The 23,184-nt window shown below is 59.2% G+C and carries 19 protein-coding genes, 1 tRNA gene and 1 other RNA gene; 15 read left to right on the top strand and 6 right to left on the bottom strand.

The genetic code is table 11. The features are described from left to right. Positions 1 to 169: 169 nt before the first annotated feature. Positions 170 to 2,917 carry a pyruvate dehydrogenase (acetyl-transferring), homodimeric type gene (gene aceE, locus WG915_RS10910; protein WP_339565411.1) on the bottom strand — a complete coding sequence of 916 codons (2,748 nt, stop codon included), beginning with the start codon at positions 2,915 to 2,917 and terminating at the stop codon, positions 170 to 172. A gap of 353 nt (positions 2,918 to 3,270) precedes the next feature. Between aceE and WG915_RS10905 the strand changes: the two genes are divergently transcribed. The 3 genes from WG915_RS10905 (at position 3,271) to cbiB (ending at position 5,054) form a co-directional block, all read left to right on the top strand. Continuing rightward, positions 3,271 to 3,699: a DUF3052 domain-containing protein gene (locus WG915_RS10905; protein WP_445227832.1), complete on the top strand. Its 429-nt coding sequence runs from the start codon at positions 3,271 to 3,273 to the stop codon at positions 3,697 to 3,699. A 79-nt stretch (positions 3,700 to 3,778) separates the two neighbouring features. Further along, positions 3,779 to 3,851 (top strand) — tRNA-Val (locus WG915_RS10900). Positions 3,852 to 4,127: 276 nt separating this feature from the next. Further along, positions 4,128 to 5,054: an adenosylcobinamide-phosphate synthase CbiB gene (gene cbiB / locus WG915_RS10895; protein WP_339565409.1), complete on the top strand. Its 927-nt coding sequence runs from the start codon at positions 4,128 to 4,130 to the stop codon at positions 5,052 to 5,054. Here the strand turns inward: cbiB and WG915_RS10890 are convergent. The 3 genes from WG915_RS10890 to WG915_RS10880 are packed head-to-tail and all read right to left on the bottom strand — an operon-like array spanning position 5,020 to position 7,097. Further along, the gene (locus WG915_RS10890) at positions 5,020 to 5,898 is read right to left on the bottom strand and encodes an SURF1 family cytochrome oxidase biogenesis protein (RefSeq protein ID WP_339565408.1); all 879 of its coding nucleotides are present in this window, start codon (positions 5,896 to 5,898) and stop codon (positions 5,020 to 5,022) included. The genes cbiB and WG915_RS10890 overlap by 35 nt on opposite strands. Before the next feature lie 37 nt (positions 5,899 to 5,935). Next, positions 5,936 to 6,466: a low molecular weight protein-tyrosine-phosphatase gene (locus WG915_RS10885; protein ID WP_339565407.1), complete on the bottom strand. Its 531-nt coding sequence runs from the start codon at positions 6,464 to 6,466 to the stop codon at positions 5,936 to 5,938. Continuing rightward, positions 6,444 to 7,097 (bottom strand): HAD-IA family hydrolase, encoded by a 654-nt coding sequence (locus tag WG915_RS10880; protein WP_339565406.1) that lies wholly within the window; start codon positions 7,095 to 7,097, stop codon positions 6,444 to 6,446. Before WG915_RS10880 ends, WG915_RS10885 begins: the two co-directional genes overlap by 23 nt. Positions 7,098 to 7,131: 34 nt before the next feature. On the opposite strand from WG915_RS10880, the gene cobC reads away from it, so the two are divergent. The 8 genes from cobC to WG915_RS10840 all read left to right on the top strand — a co-directional run bounded on the left by cobC (position 7,132) and on the right by WG915_RS10840 (position 14,816). After that, entirely contained in the window at positions 7,132 to 8,154 is a 1,023-nt protein-coding gene (gene cobC, locus WG915_RS10875) for an Rv2231c family pyridoxal phosphate-dependent protein CobC (protein ID WP_339565405.1), read from the top strand. 30 nt (positions 8,155 to 8,184) lie between these two features. Further along, positions 8,185 to 9,300 (top strand): Nif3-like dinuclear metal center hexameric protein, encoded by a 1,116-nt coding sequence (locus WG915_RS10870; protein WP_445227833.1) that lies wholly within the window; start codon positions 8,185 to 8,187, stop codon positions 9,298 to 9,300. A gap of 9 nt (positions 9,301 to 9,309) precedes the next feature. Beyond that, positions 9,310 to 10,017 (top strand): zinc ribbon domain-containing protein, encoded by a 708-nt coding sequence (locus WG915_RS10865; protein ID WP_339565403.1) that lies wholly within the window; start codon positions 9,310 to 9,312, stop codon positions 10,015 to 10,017. Continuing rightward, complete coding sequence (locus WG915_RS10860) at positions 10,014 to 11,117, top strand: bifunctional RNase H/acid phosphatase (RefSeq protein WP_339565402.1); 1,104 nt, start codon at positions 10,014 to 10,016, stop codon at positions 11,115 to 11,117. Before WG915_RS10865 ends, WG915_RS10860 begins: the two co-directional genes overlap by 4 nt. Positions 11,118 to 11,190: 73 nt before the next feature. Continuing rightward, complete coding sequence (locus tag WG915_RS10855) at positions 11,191 to 12,297, top strand: S-(hydroxymethyl)mycothiol dehydrogenase (protein WP_339565401.1); 1,107 nt, start codon at positions 11,191 to 11,193, stop codon at positions 12,295 to 12,297. Positions 12,298 to 12,299: 2 nt separating this feature from the next. Next, a complete protein-coding gene (locus WG915_RS10850; RefSeq protein WP_339565400.1) occupies positions 12,300 to 12,926 on the top strand; it encodes an MBL fold metallo-hydrolase in 627 nt (208 codons plus the stop codon). A gap of 29 nt (positions 12,927 to 12,955) precedes the next feature. Continuing rightward, an RNA gene (gene rnpB, locus WG915_RS10845) (RNase P RNA component class A) lies at positions 12,956 to 13,355 on the top strand. 57 nt (positions 13,356 to 13,412) lie between these two features. Continuing rightward, complete coding sequence (locus tag WG915_RS10840) at positions 13,413 to 14,816, top strand: RNB domain-containing ribonuclease (RefSeq protein WP_339565399.1); 1,404 nt, start codon at positions 13,413 to 13,415, stop codon at positions 14,814 to 14,816. On the opposite strand, the gene WG915_RS10835 is transcribed toward WG915_RS10840, so the two are convergent. Continuing rightward, positions 14,813 to 16,075, bottom strand: coding sequence for a galactokinase family protein (locus WG915_RS10835; RefSeq protein ID WP_339565398.1), 1,263 nt, complete (start codon positions 16,073 to 16,075; stop codon positions 14,813 to 14,815). The genes WG915_RS10840 and WG915_RS10835 overlap by 4 nt on opposite strands. Before the next feature lie 146 nt (positions 16,076 to 16,221). Here WG915_RS10835 and WG915_RS10830 point away from each other — a divergent pair, with 146 nt between their 5' ends. Further along, entirely contained in the window at positions 16,222 to 16,440 is a 219-nt protein-coding gene (locus WG915_RS10830) for a hypothetical protein (protein ID WP_339565397.1), read from the top strand. Between the two features lie 3 nt (positions 16,441 to 16,443). Here WG915_RS10830 and WG915_RS10825 read toward each other — a convergent pair whose 3' ends face one another. Further along, positions 16,444 to 18,120, bottom strand: a complete 1,677-nt coding sequence (locus tag WG915_RS10825; protein ID WP_339565396.1) for a CYTH and CHAD domain-containing protein — start codon at positions 18,118 to 18,120, stop codon at positions 16,444 to 16,446. Between the two features lie 156 nt (positions 18,121 to 18,276). On the opposite strand from WG915_RS10825, the gene WG915_RS10820 reads away from it, so the two are divergent. Genes WG915_RS10820 through WG915_RS10810 form a run of 3 tightly spaced genes read left to right on the top strand, consistent with a single transcriptional unit; the run spans position 18,277 to position 23,090 of the window. Continuing rightward, positions 18,277 to 19,617, top strand: coding sequence for a glutamine synthetase family protein (locus WG915_RS10820; protein ID WP_339565395.1), 1,341 nt, complete (start codon positions 18,277 to 18,279; stop codon positions 19,615 to 19,617). A gap of 55 nt (positions 19,618 to 19,672) precedes the next feature. Continuing rightward, positions 19,673 to 22,738, top strand: coding sequence for a bifunctional [glutamine synthetase] adenylyltransferase/[glutamine synthetase]-adenylyl-L-tyrosine phosphorylase (locus WG915_RS10815; RefSeq protein WP_339565394.1), 3,066 nt, complete (start codon positions 19,673 to 19,675; stop codon positions 22,736 to 22,738). A gap of 46 nt (positions 22,739 to 22,784) precedes the next feature. Beyond that, complete coding sequence (locus WG915_RS10810; RefSeq protein WP_339565393.1) at positions 22,785 to 23,090, top strand: hypothetical protein; 306 nt, start codon at positions 22,785 to 22,787, stop codon at positions 23,088 to 23,090. The last annotated feature ends 94 nt before the right edge of the window (positions 23,091 to 23,184 follow it).

Below are 23,184 nucleotides of genomic sequence, written 5' to 3'. Positions count from 1 at the left end.
CCCCTGTTCAAATAACTCAACGAGCTGCTCCCGCTGTACCTGACTCAACGAACTTCGTGCTCTCAAAAGAAAAACTCCCCACTAGTCGGAAACTGATTTCTCAGTCCAACTAATGGGGAGCAGTTCATTTCACTGCGCATCCTGCGGGCGGTTGTTCTTTAGTCGGGGATTAGACGGAGGTTGGGTCCGTCAGTTTGTACTTAGCGGCGGCGGCATCGGCGACGGAGACGTCGATCTTGCCTTCACGCGCCAAGCCTGCCAGCACTGCAACGACGATGGACTCGGCATCGATGTTGAAGTAACGACGCGCCGCAGCGCGGGTATCAGAGAAGCCGAAGCCATCTGCACCTAATACGGTGTAGTCACCAGGCACCCACTTGCGAATCTGCTCAGGGACGGCGGTGGCGAAGTCGGAAACTGCCACAAACGGACCAGAAACCCCTGAGAGCTGCTTAACAACGAACGGTGCTTCCACCTCAGTAGCAGGGTGGCGGAGCTGCTCGAGATCGCGGGCAGCTCCCTCGCGGGCCAGTTCATTCCACGAGGTGACCGAGAAGATGTTCGCGGCCACGCCATAGTCGTCGCGAAGCAGCTCAGCAGCGCGCAAGGCTTGCTGCATACCGATGCCCGAGGCAAGAATGTTGGCTGTGTGGCCGGAGCCTTCGCCAGCACTGTACTGGTAGATGCCCTTGTGCAGGCCTTCAATATCCAGGTTCTCAGGCTCAGCAGGCTGGGACACTGGCTCGTTGTAAATCGTCAGGTAGTAGATGACGTCATCACCGCGGCCAGGGCCATACATGCGGTCAATGCCCTCACGAATCAGGTGCGCGACTTCGTAGGCGAATGCCGGGTCGTAGCTAACCACCGAAGGGTTAGTGGAGGCGAGCACAGGGGAGTGCCCGTCCATGTGCTGCAGGCCCTCACCAGTAAGTGTGGTGCGGCCAGCCGTAGCACCGAGCAGGAAGCCACGCGTCATCTGGTCTGCGGCAGCCCAGATTGAGTCGCCGGTGCGCTGGAAACCGAACATCGAGTAGAAGATGTACAGCGGAATCATGGCGTGACCGTGCGTCGCATAGGAGGTGCCGGCGGCGATGAAGGATGCCATCGAACCTGCCTCGTTGATGCCCTCGTGCAGGATGTGGCCGTCGGTGGCCTCACGGTAGGAGAGCATCAGATCATGATCCACCGGGGTGTAGTTCTGTCCGTGTGGGTTGTAGATCTTGAGCGTAGGGAACCACGAGTCCATACCGAAGGTACGTGCCTCATCAGGGATGATCGGCACGAGGCGCTCCGCTAGCTCCTTATCGCGCATGAGCTCCTTAAAGGTACGCACCACAGCCATGGTGGTGGCTACCTGCTGCTTGCCGGAGCCCTTACGCATGGACTTGAGCTGATCAATATCTGGGACCGTGATTGGCTCGTAGCTGCTGCGGCGTTCCGGCAGGAAGCCGCCCAATTCCTTACGACGCTCCAGCAGGTACTTGATTTCGGGGGCATCAGCACCAGGGTGGAAGTATGGCGGCAGGTAAGGATCCTTCTCCAGTTCTTCGTCGCTGATCGGGATCTGCTGCTTATCGCGGAACTGCTTCAGATCATCCAGAGTCAGCTTCTTCATCTGGTGCGTGGCGTTGCGGCCCTCGAAGTTGTGGCCGAGGCCGTAGCCCTTGATGGTGTGAGCGAGAATGACGGTCGGACGATCCGTCTCCTCCATCGCACGCTTGTATGCTGCATAGACCTTGCGGTAGTCGTGGCCACCGCGTGGCAGGGCCCAGATCTCTTCGTCGGTCATATCTTCGACCAGCTTGAGGGTGCGTGGATCGCGGCCGAAGAAGTGTTCACGCACGTAGGCGCCATCGTTGGCTTTGAAGGTCTGGTAGTCACCGTCAGGCGTGTTATTCATGATGTCGACAAGGGCACCGTCCTTGTCCTTTTCCAGCAGGGCATCCCACTCGCGGCCCCAAACCACCTTGATGACGGACCAGCCGGCACCACGGAAGAAGGACTCGAGCTCTTGGATGATCTGGGTGTTGCCGCGCACCGGGCCGTCGAGACGCTGCAGGTTGCAGTTGATCACAAAGGTCAGGTTGTTGAGGTTATTCAACGCCGCCATCTGGATCAGGCCACGAGACTCTGGCTCGTCCATTTCGCCGTCGCCAAGGAAAGCCCAGACATGCTGCTGGGAGGTGTCCTTGATGCCGCGGTCTTGCAGGTAGCGGTTGAATCGCGCCTGGTAAATAGCGTCCATAGGGCCAAGGCCCATAGAAACGGTAGGAAACTCCCAGAAGTCCTTCATGCCATGCGGGTGCGGGTAGGACGGGATGCCGCCCTGCTCGCGGGAAACTTCCTGACGGAATCCGTCCAAGTCATCCTCGGAGAGACGCCCCTCTAGGAAAGCGCGGGCATACATGCCTGGGGAGGCGTGGCCCTGGAAGAAGATCTGGTCGCCGCCGCCGGGGTGGTCCTTGCCACGGAAGAAGTGGTTGAAACCAACCTCGTACAGGGGGGCTGCGCCAGCGTAGGTGGAGATATGTCCACCGACACCGATGCCGGGGCGCTGGGCGCGGTGCACCATGATGGCGGCGTTCCAGCGCATCCAACGGCGGTAGCGCTTCTCGACGTCCTCATCACCCGGGAACTCAGGCTCTTGAGTCGTCGGAATGGTGTTGACGTAGTCCGTTGAGGTTAAAGCAGGCAGCTCAACCCGCTTGGCGGTGGCGCGCTCAAGCAGACGAAGCATCAGGTAACGGGCGCGCTCAGGGCTGGACTCTTCCAAAAGGCCGTCCAGTGAGTCCATCCACTCCTGGGTTTCCTCCGGATCGGAGTCATTGAGATAGGACGCAACACCGTCACGAATCAGTGCGATGTTGGAGTCGTCAGTTAGATGGCTACCGGGGTTCGGCTCAGCTGCATCAGCCATGGCATTCCTCCAATATGAATTCTTTGGTCAATCTTCGGCATGCGTGCATAGCTGCGCGCTCCGATATGTCCCTCCAGAATACGGGTTATGCAAGTTCAGTGTTGCATCCGCATAGGAAACTACTGGTGACGTGCGGAATGTTTGCAGAAATTGCAAATCTTCGGGGTATATTTCACAACAGTTTAGAAGCTGATTTTCGAGCCTAAATTTCCTGTGAAACTGCGTGGTTTACCTCTAAAATCCCCCTAAAGTCTGTAATTTCCCAGGAGAACTGGTATTTTCGACGATTGAATCAAGTTTTTGCTTCTGGATGCATCAGCGCCACAAGCGCAGTAAAGAGGAGGACAGATACAGTGGTCGACGTTCCGGGCGTGACTAAGTCAAACGCCCAGGATTATGCTCAGGTTCTGGGTATCGAAGCAGGTCATATAGTGCAGGAAGTGGGCTGGGACGAGGATTGTGACACCGCAATCAGCGAAGCAGTCGAGGATCGCATCGGCGAGGAGCTTCTTGATGAAGATACTGACGAAGTCTGCGATGTTGTACTGCTGTGGTGGCGCGACGACGATGGTGATCTAGTGGACGGCCTCGTGGATTCGATCCGCCCACTCGCAGAAAGCGGTCGCATTTGGTTGCTCACCCCTGGTGCCGGCAAGCCGGGCCACCTGGTGGCCGGTGAAATTGCCGAATCCGCAAAACTCGCCGGTTTGGTGCAAACCACCGCAACCCGTGTTGGTCAGTGGCAAGGTTCCTGCCTAGTGCGCCCGGGAAGCAAGAAGTAAAATCCTTTCTGAGCTGGTGATTTTGGAAGCCTAATCAGGGCATGATACGCTTTTCCGAGTCGCACAGCGATGAAAGTTTGCGCCTTTAGCTCAGCTGGAAGAGCAGCTGGTTTACACCCAGCAGGTCGGCGGTTCGAGCCCGTCAGGGCGCACAGGTATTAACGCTCCGGATCATTTGATCCGGGGCGTTTCTGTTTTGCGGGGAAATCGTGCTCGGAGCAAGCAAGTATGCCGTGTTGCAGCGAACCCCTTTTGCCGAACTTTGCAGGATGCAGCTGAATCAGAATATTGCTCACCTGGAAAGTTCGGCAAAAGGGGTTCGCGTGTCAGGCCAACGCAGCGCAGCTGCCCATCCATAAACCCAGCCGGTTAGGCGCAATTGCGAATTGCTGATGAAACCATGTGCGCGGAAGGGGCTCCCGGTTAGCATGGAACTCGTGCACGCAACAGCAATCTTCGCAGGACTCGCTCTCGATCGGATTCTCGGCGATCCGCAACGTCATCACCCAGTGGCCTATTTCGGCTCGTTTGTGGGTGCGGTGGAAAAGTGCACCTACCGGGATTGCAAGTGGGCTGGTGTAGGGCTCGTGGCTGCGACAGTGGTACCTATGGTCGTCGTCACGCGCGCTGCTTATCGACGCGCCCCTGCGCTCACCACCGCCCTCGCGTTGTGGGCGGCTCTCGGCGGACGCACGCTTGAGGAGACTGGTGTGCGGCTTGCTACGGACCTAGAGTGCGGCGATCTCGACGCCGCTCGAGCTTGGATCCCATGGCTGTGCTCCCGTGACCCGCAGCTTTTGGATGCGGCCGGCATGGCGCGCGCTGCGGTGGAATCGATTGCGGAAAACACCTCTGACGCTGCTATAGCTCCCATCGTGTGGGCGGCCATCGCCGGCGCTCCGGGAGTGGTGCTGCATCGCTGTGTGAATACCCTCGACGCGATGGTGGGGTATCGAAACGATAGGTATAGCAACTATGGGTGGGCAGCGGCGCAGCTCGATGACGTGCTCGCTTTTGTGCCCGCGCGGCTTACTGCGGCGACGCACGTACTACTCGCGGCTACCCGGCGTCGTGGAGCGGCAGCGATCACCGCATGGCGCGAGGACGCGCCACAACACCCTAGTCCTAACGCTGGTCCAGTAGAGGCGACCGCGGCAGCTGCTTTGGGTGTGCAGCTGGGCGGGGAAACTCACTACTCCTACGGCGTGGAGCAGCGGCCGACGCTGGGAAGCGGTCCACAGCCAGGCACTGGCACCATCCGGGATGCCGTCAGGTTAGCGCGCGCAACACAAGTGCTCGTTGCCATCGGGGTGATCGGACTTAGAAGCGTTCTTCCTCGTCACGCTGCCAGTTAGCTTGGTGTGACTTGGTGGTGCCGTAGCGGCTCCGTGTCGGTGCCGTGAGGGGTGTTTGCGCTTCTGCCGGCGATTCCTCCGCGAGCTCCTTCTGCTCTTCGCGCTCGCGGCGACGCTCCCGAAGTTCCGCGTATACGAAGTAGCCGAGCCCGATGGGCGCGAGCAGGCCGAAGGCGATCCATTGAATGCCGTAGGAAAGGTGAGGGCCGTTGTCCAGTTTGGGAAGCGGGAAGGCGGTGAGGACGCCGGGTTGCTCTTCGGCAAGCTGTACGTAGTCCTTGGCCAGGTTTAGGTTCGTGAGCTGGGAAATCTCCTCGGTGTCGATGCCGGTGACCATCTGGTGCTCGTCTTCCATAGTTGGGGCAATCTGTGGGGACGGCTCGTCGATACGGGCATAACCGACGATGGTGTGCTCCCCAGCGGGGGGCTTAGGGAAATTTGCTGGCAGGTGCCCGTTTTCCGGGCGGGTCCAGCCGCGATTGACCAACACAACCGTGCCGTCGTTCATCTTGAAGGGGGTAAGAGCATGATAAGCCGGTCCCGACTCAACTGGACGCACCCGCATGATTACTTCCTGCTCCGGCAAATAGGTGCCGGTGATTGCGACTCGCAGGTACTCGTTGTCGGCAGGCAATGCGCCGTCGGGGCCGAATACCTGGTCGAAGGCCACCGGGGCTTTATCAAAATGCTCGGAAATTAGCTCATTGCGGTGACTGACCACGTCATTCTTGTGGAGCTGCCACGGGGCGAGCAGGCTGAATGCCGCGTAGGTAAACGCGATGATGATGAGGAAGGTGATGATCCATCCGGGCTGCAGGAACGTCTTCCATGCTTTGGCATTCATAATTTCCCCAGTCTAATGCGCGGGGCAGGAAAAACAATTAGCGGGCGGAAGCACTCGCGAGCATCGTCTTCACCCAGGAGAGCATGCCCGGAACTGCGGCCTCAATTTGAGCGCGGGTGGTAGTGAAGTCGGAGGCTTCGCCATAGTAGGGGTCCGCAACTTCTGCGTTTTCCGTTGCCGCGGGATCAAAAGAACGCAGCAAGCGGATGCGTTCTGGGTAGATGTCGCGGTTGATCAAGTCTTGGACATGATTGCCGTCGAGGGCAACGAAGAGATCCGCGGAACGATGCTGGTCGGAGAGCTGTGATGCGCGGTGCTGGGATCCGTCGTGGCCCGCGTTGCGAAGCTCTGCGATGGCGCGTCGATCAGCGCTCTGCCCAATATGCCAGCCGCCGATGCCACAGGAACGCACCCGCACAAATCGGGTTAGGCCGGCTTCTTCGATGGCATCGCGGAAAATAATCTCTGCCATGGGGGAGCGGCAAATGTTACCGGTACATACGAAAACGACGTAGAGGCTTTCCGTACGTTCGGTATCAAAACCGTTAATGCTGGCGTGCCCATTCATCGACAATGCTCTCCAACTCCACTGGCGTTGCAGCCTCGAAGGCTGCTTCCTTGCGTTCACTTTCACTGCCGTATCCCCACGCGACGGCGACTGTCTCAATCCCGAAACTGCGCGCGCCTTCAATATCGTGGATACGGTCACCGACCATGAGGATAGCGCTTTCCTGTCCGCGAAGCTGCATCGTGTCCAAGACGTGCGCAATTACCGCAGATTTAGAGCGACGTTCCCCGTCTTCTTGCGCAGCTCCCAAGAAGTCAAACAACTCCCAAAACCCATGTTCGCGCAGTGCTTGTTCGGCAAAGAATTCGCCCTTACTGGTGGCAGTGCACAGCAGGAACCCTTGGAGCCGAGCCCAGTTGAGAAACTCGTGCATTCCAGGGAACGGCGAGCTCATCTTCCACCCCGTGTGGCCGTAGTGATCTAGATAGTGGGCAAGCGCTAGCTGGGCTTGGCCTGGGGCCATACCGAGGTCGAGCATCGTATCAATCATGGGAGGTCCGGCGATCTGAGAGATGCGTTCTTCACTCGGGATAGGCCAATTCATTTCCGTCAGTGCGTGCAGAAAGCTAGCGCGGATGCCCGGGAAAGAATCGATGAGGGTGCCGTCAACGTCAACAAGGAGGATATTCACACACTCAAGTGTGTCAGACAATAGAGTGGAGCGAGTGAGTGTTCCTGATCCCTACCGATTCCATGGCGACGTTGAGGCCCGTGGCGCCCGCGTCGATTTCGCCGTCAACGTGCGTGGCTCCAAGCCTCCGGAGTGGCTGCAGCGCGTGCTTATCGACGCCATCGGCGACCTAGCTAGCTACCCGGATGCCTCCGATGAGAATGCGGCCCGGAAAGCCGTCGCACAGCTCCACGGCGTTGCCCCAGAGTCGGTGCTGCTCCTTTCCGGGGCGGCCGAAGGGTTTGCGCTACTGCCTAAGCTTCGTCCCCAAGCAGTCGCGCTTATCCACCCTGGCTTCACAGAGCCAAACGTGGTGTTCGAGGCTGCGAATATCCCCGTGCACAACGTGATTTTGCCACCGCCCTTCGAACTCGAAGGCGTAGTCGAACTCGGTGATACTGACATGGTGGTGGTGGGCAACCCCACCAACCCCACCGGTGTGCTGCACGATAAGAACGACCTCCTTGCGCTGGCGCAGGGCAAGTTTCTGGTGGTTGATGAGGCATTCCTGGATGTCACCGATGACTCCGAGTCGCTGTGCGCGACTGCTGCTTCTCGTACGGACCTGTTGGTATTGCGCAGTTTCACCAAAACTTGGGCGATCGCCGGGTTGCGCTGTGGCTATGCGATCGCGCATCCAGCGGTCGTCGCAAAGCTGGAGCGGGGGCGGGCTCAGTGGCCGCTGGGGACGCTACAATTGCGGGCCATCGCGGCTATAGCGTTGGGAGCCGTCGACGATGTAGAAAAGGAACGCGGCATCATCGCAGCGGAGCGGGCTACCATGACGGAAGCGCTTGGTCGCGCCGGATTCGAGATCGCTTCCGCAACGCAAGCGCCCTTTGTTCTGGTTCGGCCACCCGCCACCGATGCTGCAGCAGCCGAGGAGCTGCGACTCAAGCTCAAGGCCGCTGGCATTGCGATTCGGAGGTGCGATACATTCCCGGGGCTGGACCACAGCTATTGGCGGCTGGCGGTACGTCCCGCGAACCAGATCGCGGAACTTTTGAAGGAGATATAGGTGAGCACAGTTGGCGAAATCTGCGCGGTCATGGACCGCGCCTACCCACCGCACCTCGCAGAGTCCTGGGACCATGTCGGGTTAATCTGTGGTGATCCCGAGGCGAAGGTGAGCAAGATAGCTTTTGCCCTCGACTGCACGCAAGCAGTGGCCGAGCGCGCAGTAGAAATAGGTGCGCAGCTCCTCATCGTGCACCACCCGCTGTTGCTCCGTGGGGTGAACTCGGTGGCAGCGAATACTCCCAAAGGTAAAGTCATTCACACCTTGCTCAACGGGGGCGTAGCACTGTTCGCAGCCCACACCAATGCGGATTCTGCACGTCCTGGCGTCAATGATCGCCTGGCGGAACTGGTTGGGATCGTGCCGGGGCGGCCAATTGCTCCGAAGCCAGCAACAGGGGTTGATAAATGGGGCGTGATGGTGCCAGTGGCGGCAGCAGAGCAACTTAAAGCGGCGGTCTTTGCCGCCGGTGCTGGCGCGCTAGGCGACTACGCGGAGTGCGCTTTCCAATTTGAAGGTCAAGGACAGTTTCGTCCAGAGGCCGCTGCAGATCCTTTCGTCGGAAGCCAGGGACAGCTACATCACGAACCGGAGCTGCGCGTGGAGTTTGTAGCCCCGGTAACCCTAAGGCAGCGAATCCAGGAAGCGCTGGTGTCCGCGCACCCTTATGAAGAGCCGGCCTTTGACTGCGTGACCATCGCCTCTTTTGAAGATCCGGAAACTGCTTGTGGCCTGGGGCGCATTGGCGAGCTTCCTGAACCTATGACGCTGCGAGAGTTCACCCAACAGGTAGCAGATGCCCTGCCAGTGACCGAGTGGGGCGTCCGTGCCGCGGGCGATCCCGAGGCCATGATTAAGAAAGTCGCTGTTTCTTCGGGGGCAGGTGATAGCTTCCTGGATACTGTGGCTACGCTGGGGGTTGATGTTTACGTCACCTCGGACCTGCGACATCACCCGGTGGACGAGTACTTGCGCGCCGGGGGACCAGCAGTGATCGATACCGCGCACTGGGCGAGCGAATTCCCGTGGTGCGCGCAGGCCGCCGGGGTGATCGCTGACAGTGACATCGACAGCGTAGCCAGCATAGACACCGAGATCATTGAAATCCGTACCGACCCGTGGACCGTGTCCGCACACGCCCAGTAGGAGAAAACCATGAACATCACTAGCGCTGACCAGCGACTCCTGCTGGAGCTAGCTAATTTGGAGCGAACCCTGGACCTCGGACTGAAATCCGGATCTCAGGAAAAACAAGAATTGCAGGAACTGGAGTCGCAGCGAGATCGCCAGCGTGAGCTCGCAGCAGCCAACCAGCTCAACGTTGCAGATGTAGAGCTGGATATCCGGCGCATCCAAGACGACATAGCTAAGCTCAATCGCCGCTACAAAGCCGATACCGCGGGACTAGGAGCCGCAGTTGACCCGCAACAGCGCCGTGACCTGGAGCATGACCTGGCTACTACGTCGCGTCGTCTGTCCGACATGCAGCAGGAACTCAAAGAAGCCCATGACGAAGTCAACGCTATGCGTGCCAACGCGGAGCGAAACGGCGCGTTGCTCGATGAACTGGAACAGAAGGTAGCCGCTGCTGCGCGTGCTGCGGAGGCAGCCGAAGAAGCACACTCTGCTACTGATTCCGCGGAGCGGGTAGCGCAGCTGCGTGGGCAGCTCTCCGCAGACATCCTTGCGGAGTACGACGATCAGCGTTCCATTTTCGGTGTCGGTGCCGCGGCATTTTCCGGGCGCTCCTGCGGTGGCTGCCACATCGTGTTGCCACCTGCAGCGCTATCCGAGATCCGACATGCTTCCGCAACTGAGATGCCACGCTGCCCAGACTGTGGCACCTTCTTGGTGCGTGTATGAAGCTCATCATCGAATCTGACGGTGGCTCCCGGGGTAATCCCGGAGTCGCTGGCTCGGGAACCGTGGTCTATGACGCGGACCGGAAGGTACTGCGAGAAATTGCCTACGTAGTAGGCAAAGCATCCAACAATGTCGCGGAATACCACGGCATGCTGCGTGGCCTCGAGGCCGCTGCTGAGCTTGGCGCTACCGAGGTGGATGTGTATATGGACTCCAAGCTCGTCGTGGAACAAATGTCGGGCAAGTGGAAAATCAAGCACCCCGATATGAAAGAGCTGGCTCTGGCGGCTAAAAAGATCGCCCGTGGGTTCAAGCGGGTGAACTACCACTGGATTCCGCGCGAGAAAAACAAGAAAGCCGACGCACTATCCAATGTTGCGATGGATGCCTGCGCTGCCGGAAAACCAGTAGGAATCCTGGGCGCAGAAAAGAAAGCAGCTGCCACTAAACCCGAACCCGCGGCAGCACCCTCGTGGCATGGGGCCAGCATGCGTCCGACACGCTTCATCCTTATCAGACATGGGGAGACAGCGATGTCGGTGGCTAAGCAGTATTCGGGGATGAGCGATCCCGCGCTCACGGCGAAAGGGGAAGCGCAGGCGGCGGCCGTCGCTCAGCGACTGGCTCGCCGGGGTGGCATTGATGCCATCGTGTGCTCGCCGCTACAACGGGCCCGCCAAACTGCGGCTGCGATTGCTCAGGCCCTCGATGTTCCGGTGCGGGTGGTTGATGAGCTTCGCGAACTGGACTTTGGCACCTGGGAAGGGCGCACATTCTCTGAGGTGATGGAGAGCGACCCCGCTGCGCATGCAGCATTCCTTGCCGATACTAAGGCTGCCCCGACCGGCGGCGAATCCGTGCAGGCAGTAGCCCGCCGGGTGAAGAAGTGCGTTGAGGCGCTGACCGAGGAATACGGCGCCGCGAACATCCTCCTGGTTTCGCACGTCACTCCGATCAAGTGTGTGCTGCGCATGGCGCTAGACGTGCCGGCAGCTGTGGTGCATCGGATCCACTTGGATTTGGCGTCGATGTCCATTGCTGAGTTCTACGCCGATGGTCCGAGCATCGTGCGACTGGTCAATGACACGGCACACCTTTAGGATGCTTCAGCGCTGAACGTGCTGGTCGGGTAGGGTGGTGGCACTCAATCTTCCAGTTAAAAAGGAGTTCAGCATGTCTCAAACAGTGGCCGGAATCATTGCGCGGGAACAGGGTGCGCCGGTTGAGCGGGTGAACGTAGTAATCCCTGATCCGGGACCCAATGACGTGGTGGTGAAGATCCAGGCGTGCGGTGTGTGCCATACGGATTTGGCTTATCGCGACGGGGACATTGAAGATGCTTTCCCGTTCCTGCTGGGGCACGAGGCAGCGGGGATTGTGGAATCCGTTGGCTCGGCAGTCTCTCACGTCTCCGAGGGGGACTTTGTAGTCCTCAATTGGCGTGCGGTGTGTGGCGAATGCCGCGCCTGCAAGAAGGGTGAACCAAAGTACTGCTTCAACACGCATAATGCCTCCGTCCCTATGACATTGGAGGATGGCACTGTGCTGAAGCCGGCCTTGGGGATTGGTGCCTTTGCGGAGAAGACGCTGGTTCACGAGGGGCAGTGCACTCGGGTCAACCCGGAGGAAGACCCCGCGGCAGCAGGCTTGCTGGGATGCGGTGTGATGGCGGGCCTTGGCGCGGCAGTGAACACCGGCAATATCGGACGTGGTGATTCCGTAGCTGTATTTGGAGTGGGCGGCGTCGGGATGGCTGCGATCGCAGGGGCAAAGCTTGCCGGTGCGACAACGATCATCGCAGTGGATCTTTCGGAGGAAAAGCTGGAACTTGCTCGCACGTTCGGCGCGACGCACACGATCAACTCCTCGGGCGCCACGGGAGCCGGGGACGAAGACTCTACCGTCGCCGCTATCCGCGAGCTCACTGGCGGGTTTGGTGTGGATGTAGCAATCGACGCAGTCGGACGCCCAGAGACCTGGAACCAGGCGTTTTACGCCCGTGATTTGGCGGGCACCGTCGTGATGGTCGGTGTACCAGGCCCTGCCGCTCGTATCGACGTCCCGGCTATCGACGTCTTTGGCCGCGGAGGCTCCCTCAAGTCTTCCTGGTACGGCGACTGCTTGCCAGAGCGTGACTTCCCGATGTACGTGGATCTGCACCTGCAGGGACAGTTCCCACTCGGTGACTTTGTGAGCGAACGTGTCGGCCTCGACGAGGTGGAGCAGGCCTTTGAGACTATGAAGACCGGCAAGGTCCTGCGATCGGTGGTAGTGCTGTAGCTATGACGCTTCGAATTGATCACGTAGTAACGCATGGAATTTTCGCGCTCGATGGTGGCGAGTGGGAAGTGGACAATAACATCTGGGTCGTAGGCGATGACTCCGAGGTTTATGTCATTGATGCCGCCCATGATGCTGACCCGATTATTGCTGCCGTAGCCGGCCGAAAGGTCAAAGGCATCATCTGCACGCACGCTCACAATGACCACATCACCGTGGCACCCGAACTCTCCGAACAGCTCAATGCGCCCATTTTTGTTCATCCTGGCGATCAAATGTTGTGGGAAGAAACCCACGGGGCGTTGGCTCATGAAGATTTGGTGAATCTCCAGAAGTTTCAGATCGCAGGCACTGACCTGCAGGTCCTCAACACCCCAGGTCATAGCCCCGGCTCCTGTTGCCTGTATCTTCCGGAAGCAGGCGAACTCTTCTCGGGAGACACCCTATTCCAGGGCGGACCGGGGGCGACCGGGCGTTCCTATAGCTCCTTTGACACCATCATTGATTCCATTCAGAAGTCCATCTTGACGCTTCCGGCAGAAACTATCGTGCGTACCGGACACGGTGATCACACCACTGTCGGAGCCGAGGCTCCGCACCTAGAGGAATGGATCAAGCGGGGGCATTGAGTTCCCGGTGTATACTTACGAAACGCGAACGAGCCGACCGGGTAATCGCGGCGCCATGTAGCGGCCTTTTAAGGCGTTTGACAGGTGTCGAGGAAAGTCCGGACTCCGCAGAGCACGGTGGTTGCTAACGGCAACCCAGGGCGACCTGAGGGAATAGTGCAACAGAAAGTAAACCGCCCGGGCAACCGGGTAAGGGTGAAAGGGTGCGGTAAGAGCGCACCGGCATTTCGGGTGACCGAAGTGGCCAGGTAAACCCCACTGGGAGCAAGGCAAGAGGCTGCACTTTCTGAGTGTGGCTGCGTGGGCATTTTCAGGCTGCTCGTCTGACGTCCACGGGTAGCTGCTTGAGGCTAGTCGGCAACGGCTAGTCCAGATAGATGATTACCGCCCGAAAGGGAACATAATCCGGCTCATAGGTTGGCTCGTTCGCCCTCATTCCTGCGGTTTCGTGGCGGTTTTCGCCCGCAGCTGCAACAATGGCTTCTCATGAAGCTTTATGCGGCCACCCTCAACTTCCGACCAGTTGCAGAAGAATTCAACGTCCCCACAGAATTCTCCCCGGAGCAACATGCTGAGGCTGCGGCAGCTCAGGATCACTTCGCGGAGCAACGAGCTGACAAGCGGGATATAGAATTCGTGACGATTGATCCGGTCGGATCGATGGACCTAGACCAGGCAGTGTGCATCGAACCTGCTGGTGAGGGATACCGGGTCTATTATGCGATCGCTGATGTAGCGGCATTCATCGCTCCGGGCAGCGAGCTCGAACGGGAATCATTTGTGCGCGGGCAGACCATTTACCTCCCTGATGAGCCAGCACGTTTGCACCCGGCGGAAATCTCAGAAGGCGCGGCCAGCTTGTTGCCAGAGGTGGATCGCTCGGCCGTGTTGTGGACTATTGAGCTGGACAAACAAGGCGAGGTGACTCACACGGATGTGGAGCGTGCCTTGGTGCGCAGTCGTGCACGATTGGACTATGACGGTGTGCAGCGAGACTTCAATTCTGGCAAGATGCACCCTTCGATCCGATTGCTTCCGGAGGTAGGCAGACTCCGTCAAGCCAGCGCATTGCGTCGTAGCGCGGTTAATCTCAGGCTGCCGAGCCAACGTGTGGACCGTCGTGAAGATGGCCGTTATGAGCTTGAGCTGGAACCACGGTTGGATGTGATGGAATGGAATTCCGAGATTTCCTTGCTTACGGGGATGGTCGCGGGGCAGATGATCGCCAAGGCTCAGCTTGGTATCCTGCGTACGTTGGGTCCAGCAGATAAGAAGTCACTGCGTCAGTTCGCAGTGGAGGCGCAAGCCCTGGGCTTTGATTACACGCCAGAGCAACCGGTAGGAGAGTTCATCGCCGGGCTTGACGTGACTACTAACGCCGGTATGGCTGTAATGCGAGAAGCTCAAAAGCTGCTGCGCGGCGCGGACTACGAGGTCATTGCTGGTGCTCCGGCTGCACCAGAGGATGTCCATGCTGGCGTAGGAGGATACTACGCGCATGTAACTGCCCCGCTGCGCCGCCTAGTAGACCGCTTTGCCACCGAGGCCTGCCTAGCCATCGCTAAGGGGGAGGAAGTACCGGAATGGGCGCGCGCTAAATTCCCGGAGGTAGCGGAATCCATGCGACGTACCACGGCCTTGGCCGGCAACGTGGATCGCGCCTGCCTCCGGCTTACGGAAGCAACCGTGCTCAAACCACACGTTGGAGATACGTTCACCGCCGTGGTTCTGGCTACTACTCCCGAGCAGAGCAAGTGCCGGATCTTCCTGGAACAACCACCAATGCTGTGTGGCTGCGCTGGCACCCCCGAAGAAGCGACGGAGGTTCAGGTCCGGCTTGTCGACGCCGATATCGCTGCGCGAACAGTGTCCTTTGCCTGGCCCGCCTAGCAGCTACTGAGACGGATGACCAGCAGGCCGTCCTCGGCAAGATCAGCGATGAGGTTCTCGCATTTGCGTTGCTCAGCGTGAACGAGGACTGCGCTGCTCACCCCAGCGTAAGAGCTGCGGGCTGCGGCTGCTCCGCGAGTTCTACACAACTTAACGAGCGCTGCTTCCTGCTCCGGAACAGCATGGTACAAGCTGCTTAACTCTGCTTGGGAATCATTGACTAGCTGTAGTACCTCTGGGACTTTACGTGCCCGCAGTGCCATCGTTGCCTGCGCGGCCCGAGCAGTCTCCGACTCATAAAAGCTCAGCCACCCTGAGGCCTCAGTGACGGCAGGCAACCCGTCTGGCCCCGAGGCCTGGTGTACAGCGGTGAGCCATTGCGCTACGCGCTGCGCGGCATCCGGTAGCCGACGCAGATTATCGACGCCAAAGGCTGCGGCTGCGGCGGCGAGAAAAGCGGAGCGCTCAGTGATATTTGCTGTGGTGGAAGGAGCAACTGGTGGCACAACCAAGAAGACACCGAAGTCTTTAGCAGACTCCCGGAGCAGCGGTGCTTTAGTTACAGAATCATCCGCGTAGTCCACGATGCTGTAGGAACTCGGGGCACCCCGGAGCGCAGTGGTGTATCGAGCGCGGGGCGCTGCGGACGTCGAAAAGGTGCTTGCCGAGGACGCGCACAGCTCAGCCAACCGTGCCAACAGTGGCGGGTCGAGTTTGTGGCCTGAGCCCTGAATGAGGATCTTCGCGAACGCCACCTCCGCGGCGAGGTCATCGCCCAATCCCACCCCGGCTGGGATTTCAGACAGCACGGTGATATTAAAGCCCTTGGTGTCGCGACTGAGGTATTGGCGATTGACCATGGACCACACCACACCGGCAAGACGTACTTCGATCCCACCGAGGGGAAGCTGGCTCGGAGGCAGGGTATCAATGCCATCGATGTGCTGTTGGGAAGCAGCGTATTGGGCGATCTCCGCGAGGGTGATACCGCCCGTGACTGACAGTGCTTCGCCGGTGCAATCATGCCCGTGCAGGGTGACCATGACGGTGTCGTCGTCACGCGGGCTGGCAGCAACGGCAACCTGGTGGTCGGCGACGGCACTGATCACGATGCCGCCAAATTGATCGGTGTGCTCACCGAGAAGAGTCCACGTGGCGGGCGCAGTGGCGACCTCTGGCGCGGTGGCATCATAAGCCGCTTGATGCAGCTCAGAGATTCTCGCGGAAATCGTTGAATCGGGGGAGGGCCACACCGGCATGGATTTCAAGGCTCCTTGGCTCAGATGAAACGTGGTTACTAACAAGTGGCTACCACTTTACTGAAGGGCGCTGCCGAGAGCCTGTGAAGGCCGAAAAACAAGTACCGTGGAGGTCACCCGTTTCCCGATTGATTGAAGGAGTTGTCATGGACGACGCAGATCTGCAGTGGTACTACAGCCCATCGAGTGGCCAGGTGGCGCAGGGGCAGGAGCTTTCCTGGGACGACCGGATGGGGCCTTATGCTTCCCGTCAAGAGGCTGAACAAGCGCTAGCGAAGGCAGCCGAACGCACGAAGGCCGCCGACAACTACGACGAGAAGGACGACGACTGGGGCGTCACCCCAGCCTGGGACAAAGACAAGTAGGAGTTAGCGCGCGGACTTCTTGGCTTTGGCCGCAGCCCGCGCGGCTTCCCGCTTCTTGGACTTTGCCAACTTCTTATAGGCGCTTTCGATGTCACGCGCCGCCTCGGCGTATCCGCGTAACGCTTCCGCTCCCAACTCGCGCTCCCGCTGGTACAGCACACCATAAGCGAAGGTGTCTTCCCCATGCTTGCGTGCCGATTTCGCCAGCGCGAGCAGCTCATCACGTGAAGTCACCGAATCTTGGAAATCGCCCAGGACGGACTGCATCTTCTTACATGCGGCGTACAGATCTTTGGTCTTGAGTCCCGTGGCACGACCTACGGCATCAGCTGAATAACGCAGCTTCTTCGCTGCCTTCCGCATGTTGTGGAAGTTCTCTTCCCGCTCGCGCAGCGGGGTTTCCGTCTCTTCCCATTCAGAAACCGCCACGTTGTGGCGCTTCATCAATTTCTTGTAGGCGGAGTCTAGGTGCTCGAATAGGGCGGATTCTTCCTCAAACTTCACCTGCTCCTTGGTGACCTCTTCCTCGACCTCAGAACGTTGCTCTGCACTGGCCAGCGGTGGATGCGCGATGAGGTTTTCCAAACCTGCGAGCAAGGCGAAGTAGCGCTTGGAATTGAGCACTCGGACAATGGTGCGATGTGCGCGTTCGTATTTGCGCTGCATGTCATTTTCCAAGTGTGTGCTGGCAGCCTCATCGATGATGTGGTCGTCGTCCAAGCCGATGAGCATTTGGAAACGCTCGGCCACCACCTCGGCGTCTCGTGCCACACCCAGGGTGGCTGCGAGCAGCTTGAGTTCTTCTTCTAGCTCCAGGTATTCCTCGCCAACGAGGATGCCTTCAAAGGTCTGCATCAGGCTGCGTAGCTCGCGAGTAGCCACTCGCATTTGGTGCACAGAATCATAGTCATCACGGCGCACGGCTGGATCGACTTCCAACAACCGGTCACGGTTGATCCGCAACGCGTTGACCACGGCATGGGCCGCAGTATCTGGATCGAGTTCCGCCATAGCCGGGGGCAGGGGAGCGTAGTTGATGGAATTGCCCAGCGCCGCCACGAGCTTGGAGGGGCTGTCCGAAGCGACCGCTCCCGCCTCCTGGAACACCTGGTGCGCGGACTGGAGCAGCTGCGCATTTAAGGAGGTGTCCTCGCGCTCTAAGGCTTCCTGCGTCAACTCCAGCTCCCATTCCCGCCACATTTGCTTGGTTCCAGCAGGCAAAAGAGACCAAGCGGTGACGTGATCATCGCAAAACTCGGCGAGCGGAGTACCGGAGTCATCTGCCAGCACACTCTCGTGGCGTTCGTTATCTACCTGTGCAATGACCTGCAGCGGCAGGTCTCGCACGATGGCCCGAATTGGGTTGAGGATTTCGGCCGGGGCCTGCTCAGACTCCGCACCCAGTGGTAGTGCGATTTCCATTCGTCCGTGCTCCGCAGGCAGCTTTAGATGCCAACCAGCGTCTTTGCCGCCTGTGCGGCGCCGCAGGGTGATCTTCGACCGGGTGAGGCGAAGATCCGCAGTATCAAAATAGCGGGCGGACAAGTTGTGCACTGCGGTGCTGGAGACCGCAGCGATGCCGTCGATAAGCGCGAGCTCGGGGACCTCGGTGGTCTGCGATGCCGCGTACTTCACTTCGACTTCCATCGCAGTGGAAAGGGACTGGGTTGAATCGCTCATGGGGGTACCTGCCTGCACTAACGTCGGAACTGCGAGCACGAATCAAAAGAAAACTCGCAGGTGAGTTCGTCTTTAAGCTTATCGAAGAAAACGCACGCCCGGTATCTCCTGGCAGTTCTACGCATCTGCAGGCGCAGAATACGTACTGTTGTAGCTATGAATAGCCAACAGGAATTTGTGCTCCGGGCGCTAGAAGAGCGCGATATCCGCTACATTCGCCTCTGGTTTACTGACATCCTGGGATACCTCAAATCCGTGGCCGTGGTGCCTGCGGAGATTGAGGCAGCGTTTGAGGAAGGTATCGGTTTCGACGGCTCCGCGATCGAGGGCTTTTCCCGCGTCTCCGAATCCGACACCGTCGCGCGTCCTGACCCGTCGACCTTCCAGGTGCTGCCCTTCGAGCACGATGACCCGGAACCTCATTCTGCTCGCATGTTCTGCGATATCACGATGCCCGATGGAGAGCCATCCTGGGCGGACCCGCGCCAGGTACTGCGCCGCAACATTCACGCAGCCGCGAATGAAGGTTTCACCTGCTTCATCCACCCGGAGATCGAGTTTTACCTGACGAAGGATCTCCCCGCAGACGGTTCGCCACCAGAGCCCACCGACTCGGGTAGCTACTTCGATCAAGCCATGCATGACGAGGCGCCGCATTTTCGACGCGATGCCATCGCCGCACTAGAAGCCATGGGCATTTCGGTGGAATTCTCTCACCACGAGATCGGCCCCGGTCAGCAAGAAATTGATCTGCGCTACGCAGATGCGCTGACCATGGCCGATAACATCATGACGTTCCGCTACCTGGTTAAGGAGGTGGCACGTCGAAACAACGTTTATGCCACCTTCATGCCTAAGCCTTATCAAGAGCATGCAGGATCAGCGATGCATTCGCACATGTCCCTGTTCGAGGGGGACACCAATGCCTTCCATGATCCAGACGACGAGTACAACCTGTCCCGTACCGCGAAGCAGTTCATCGCGGGCATCCTTAACCATGCGCCAGAGATCTCGGCGGTAACCAATCAGTTTGTGAATTCCTACAAACGGTTGATGTTCGGCAATGAGGCCCCGACCGCCGCGACATGGGGTATCTCCAACCGCTCCGCGCTGGTGCGCGTGCCGACGTACAGCCCAGGCAAAGTGCACTCCCGGCGCATCGAGATCCGAAACCTGGATTCCTCTGCGAACCCTTACCTGGCGTACTCGGTCTTGTTGGCTGCCGGACTGAAAGGGATCAAAGAGGGATATGAGTTGCCCGATCCCGCAGAGGACGATATTTCCCTGCTCACCCGTCGTGAGCGCATCGCCATGGGATATGAAGATCTGCCACAAAGCCTCGATCAGGCGCTGATCTTGATGGAAAAATCGGAACTCGTCGCCGACTCGCTCGGCGAGCACGTCTTTGAAGTCTTCCTGCGCAATAAGTGGCGGGAGTGGAAGGACTACCAGGCGCAGGTTACCCCGTGGGAGCTACGCACAGACCTCGGTTACTAATTCGGTACGGCACTCATCTCGAAATAAGCCGCGCAAGCGCGATTCAAGGAGTCACATGTCCAGCCCTCGTTCCTCCCGGTCCAGTTTGCCCACCCCGGGCGCGCTCAGCCTGCAGGCAGCTACAGCAGTTGCTGATTTAGAACAGCTGGGCTGGTACAACGCCGAGTCCCTGGATGTGCTGTGGGCGTTGTCCGGAGCTGGTGACGGCGATCTTGCTCTCAATAACATCGTGCGCTTGCAGGAGTGCTTGGTTTCCCTGGGACAATGGGAGGCTTTCGATACCGCCTTACGTAATGATCTAGCCTTCCGGGTGCGCCTGATCGCGCTACTAGGGGCCTCTCGGGCTATGGGCGATCACCTCGTGGCGCATCCGGAACTGTGGACCTTGTTGCAGCTGCCATTGCCAACCTCAGCGGAGCTGATGCAGCAGATGCTGGCTAGTGTGGCCGCAGAACCTGCCGGGGTTCCGGGGGATAGCGCCCAGGCTGATTGCAGCACCCCGGGTACTTATCGGGCAGCCGCGGCCACGGCCGAACAAGAGCGCGCGTTGAAAATCGCCTACCGTAGTTTGTTGATGCGCATTGCCGCTCACGATGTGGCTGGCACATACCCCTTTAATTCGCGTCGTCCGGGGCAACCGCCAGTTCCTTTTGCAGTGATTTCGGGGCTGTTGGCAGATCTGGCCGACGCCGCACTCACAGCCACGTTGGCGGTGGGAGTACGCAAAGTTTATGGCGAAGAAGTGCCGGCTCAGCTTGCGGTGATGGCCATGGGTAAGTGCGGTGCGCGCGAACTGAACTACATCTCTGATGTAGACGTGGTCTTCATTGCGGAGCCTGCCGACGAGGCAACCACGAGGCTAGCTGGAGAGCTGATCCGGATCGGGTCGAAATCATTCTTTGAGGTGGACGCTGCCCTGCGCCCGGAGGGCAAATCCGGCGCGTTGGTGCGCACCCTGGAATCCCACGTCACGTACTACAAGCGTTGGGCGCACACCTGGGAGTTTCAGGCGCTGCTCAAAGCCCGCCCGATGACGGGATACTTACCCTTGGCCGAGGCGTATCGTGCAGAGCTCGACCCGATGGTGTGGGTGGCTTCCGAACGAGACAGCTTCGTGGCGGATGTGCAGGCGATGCGTCGGCGTGTGATAGAGCATGTGCCTCAGGAGCTGCGGGAACGCGAGTTAAAGTTGGGTATCGGGGGGCTGCGCGACGTTGAGTTTGCAGTGCAATTGCTACAAATGGTGCACGGCCGCAGTGACGAGTCGCTCCGCGTCCGCTCCACAATCGACGCGTTGCAGGCGCTTATCGACGCCGGTTATGTTGGTCGCGAAGACGGGCACGTCCTCATTGAGGACTACGAGTATCTGCGGCTACTGGAGCACCGCCTGCAATTGCAGCGGCTGCGCCGGACGCACACCATGCCGCCCGAAGAAGACGAAGATAACCTGCGTTGGTTAGCAAGGGCAACCGGAACGGTGGGCACGGGCGCCCGGAAGAGCGCGGAGATTCTGGCAGAGGAATTCCGCCGGGTGCGGATGAACATTTCCACGCTGCACTCCAAGCTGTTTTATCGCCCGCTACTGGAATCCGTGGCCTCATTGTCCGTGGACACGCTACGACTTTCCTCGGAAGCTGCAAAACGCCAGCTGGCTGCTTTGAACTACCACTTCCCAGAGCGTGCCTACGAGCATCTGACCGCTCTGGCAGCCGGAAACTCGCGCAAGGCGAAGATCCAAGCGATGCTGCTGCCAACGCTCATGGGCTGGTTGGCCGATACTGCAGACCCGGATGCGGGATTGTTGAACTATCGGAAGCTTTCCGATGCTGCGCATGAGAAACAGTGGTTCCTGCGGATGCTGCGAGATGAGGGAGTTGTGGGGCAGCGTCTCATGCATATCCTGGGAACATCGCCATATATTTCCGAGTTGCTATTGGCTACTCCCGACGCGGTACAACTGCTGCGTGATGGTGCCCATGGTCCTAACCTGTTGCAGTCCAACCCTGACACCGTTTCGAACTCATTGGTCGCCGCGGCCTCCCGCCACCCGGATCCAGAAAAGGCGGTAAAGGTGGCCCGCAGTCTGCGGCGAGTGGAACTCACTCGGATCGCTGCGGCGGATTTGTTGGGCCTGATGGATGTGAAGGAAGTGTGCGTCAGCCTTTCCCGAGTGTGGGATGCGGTGTTGGAGGCTGCGTTCAATGCCGAGATAGCGGCAGCCACTCCGGAAGGGGAGGAGCCTCTGGCCCGCATCGCCGTAATTGGTATGGGGCGTCTTGGTGGCCAAGAGCTGGGCTATGGTTCGGACGCAGACGTGATGTTTGTGTGCCAGCCGCATGCTGGTGCAGAAGAAAACGAGGCCATCAAATGGGCCATCGGTGTGTGTGACAATGTTCGACGTCGACTAGCTAAGCCTTCGCAGGACCCTTCCCTTGAGGTTGACCTCGGTCTTCGTCCCGAAGGGCGCTCGGGTGCGGTGGCGAGAACGATGGAATCCTACGAGCAATACTACGAGCGATGGGGCGAGACCTGGGAGATCCAGGCCTTGCTGCGAGCGGCCTTCATCGCCGGTGATGAGCCCCTGGGCACTGCCTTTATTGCGATGATCGAACGATTCCGCTACCCGAAGGGGGGCGCCTCGCCCAAGACCGTGCAGGAAGTCCGCAGGATGAAGGCTCGGGTAGATAATGAACGGTTGCCGCGCGGCGCGGATCGCAACATGCACACCAAACTCGGCCGTGGCGCGCTGACGGACATTGAGTGGACCGTGCAGCTGCTAACGATGCTGCATTCCCACGAGTACCCAGACTTGCGTACCCCATCGACCTTGGAGGCACTCGATGTGATCGAAAAGCATGAGATCATCGCCTCCTGGCAAGTCGAAACACTCCGGACGGCATGGCTGACTGCGACGAACGCACGTAACGCGCTGGTGCTCACGAGGGGGCGGCGCACGGATGAACTGCCACCATCGGGCCCGCACCTAGCCTCCGTAGCTGGTGCTGCGGGTTGGGGGCGGTCCCGCTCGCAGGAGTTCCTTGACCATTATCTCAAGACCACGCGCCGGGCTCGCGCCGTGGTGGACGAGGTGTTCTGGGGCGAGCCTGCCTTGGACCGTTAACTTGGGTTAGCCTGGGGCGTACAGGCAACGATCAAAGGAGCAAGTCATGGGAATCTCGATGTCACTAGACCTCGGCAGTGCCACACTCGCTGAACTCGCCGCGCTCGTCGACGCAGCCCAAGCTGCAGGAGTCAGCATGGACACCGTCGTACGTGTCGACGCCGAGCAACTCACTATCGACGTGGGCGAAGTCATCCGTCCGGAAGTAGTTGAAGCCGAGGAGGTGGCGGGTCCGCACATCTCTGCTGGAGCTGATGCCGTGCGGGACACCGTCCGACAAGTGTTGGGTGAGGAAGCCGTCCGTAATGTAATTGACTCGCTGATCCTAAAGAATTCGCAGCGTAAGAGCTAAATTTTCAGACTGCGCAGTAAACTGGCAGCCATTCATGGCTGCTTCAGATGCGCTTGGCAACCTGGTCTTAGTTTCCGGGAGTGAAGTAGAAATC

Origin of the sequence: Corynebacterium sp. H128 (assembly GCF_037482625.1) — a bacterium.
GTDB lineage: Bacteria > Actinomycetota > Actinomycetes > Mycobacteriales > Mycobacteriaceae > Corynebacterium.
Note: the sequence above shows the minus strand (reverse complement) of the source record. Positions and strands in the feature narration are given on the sequence as shown.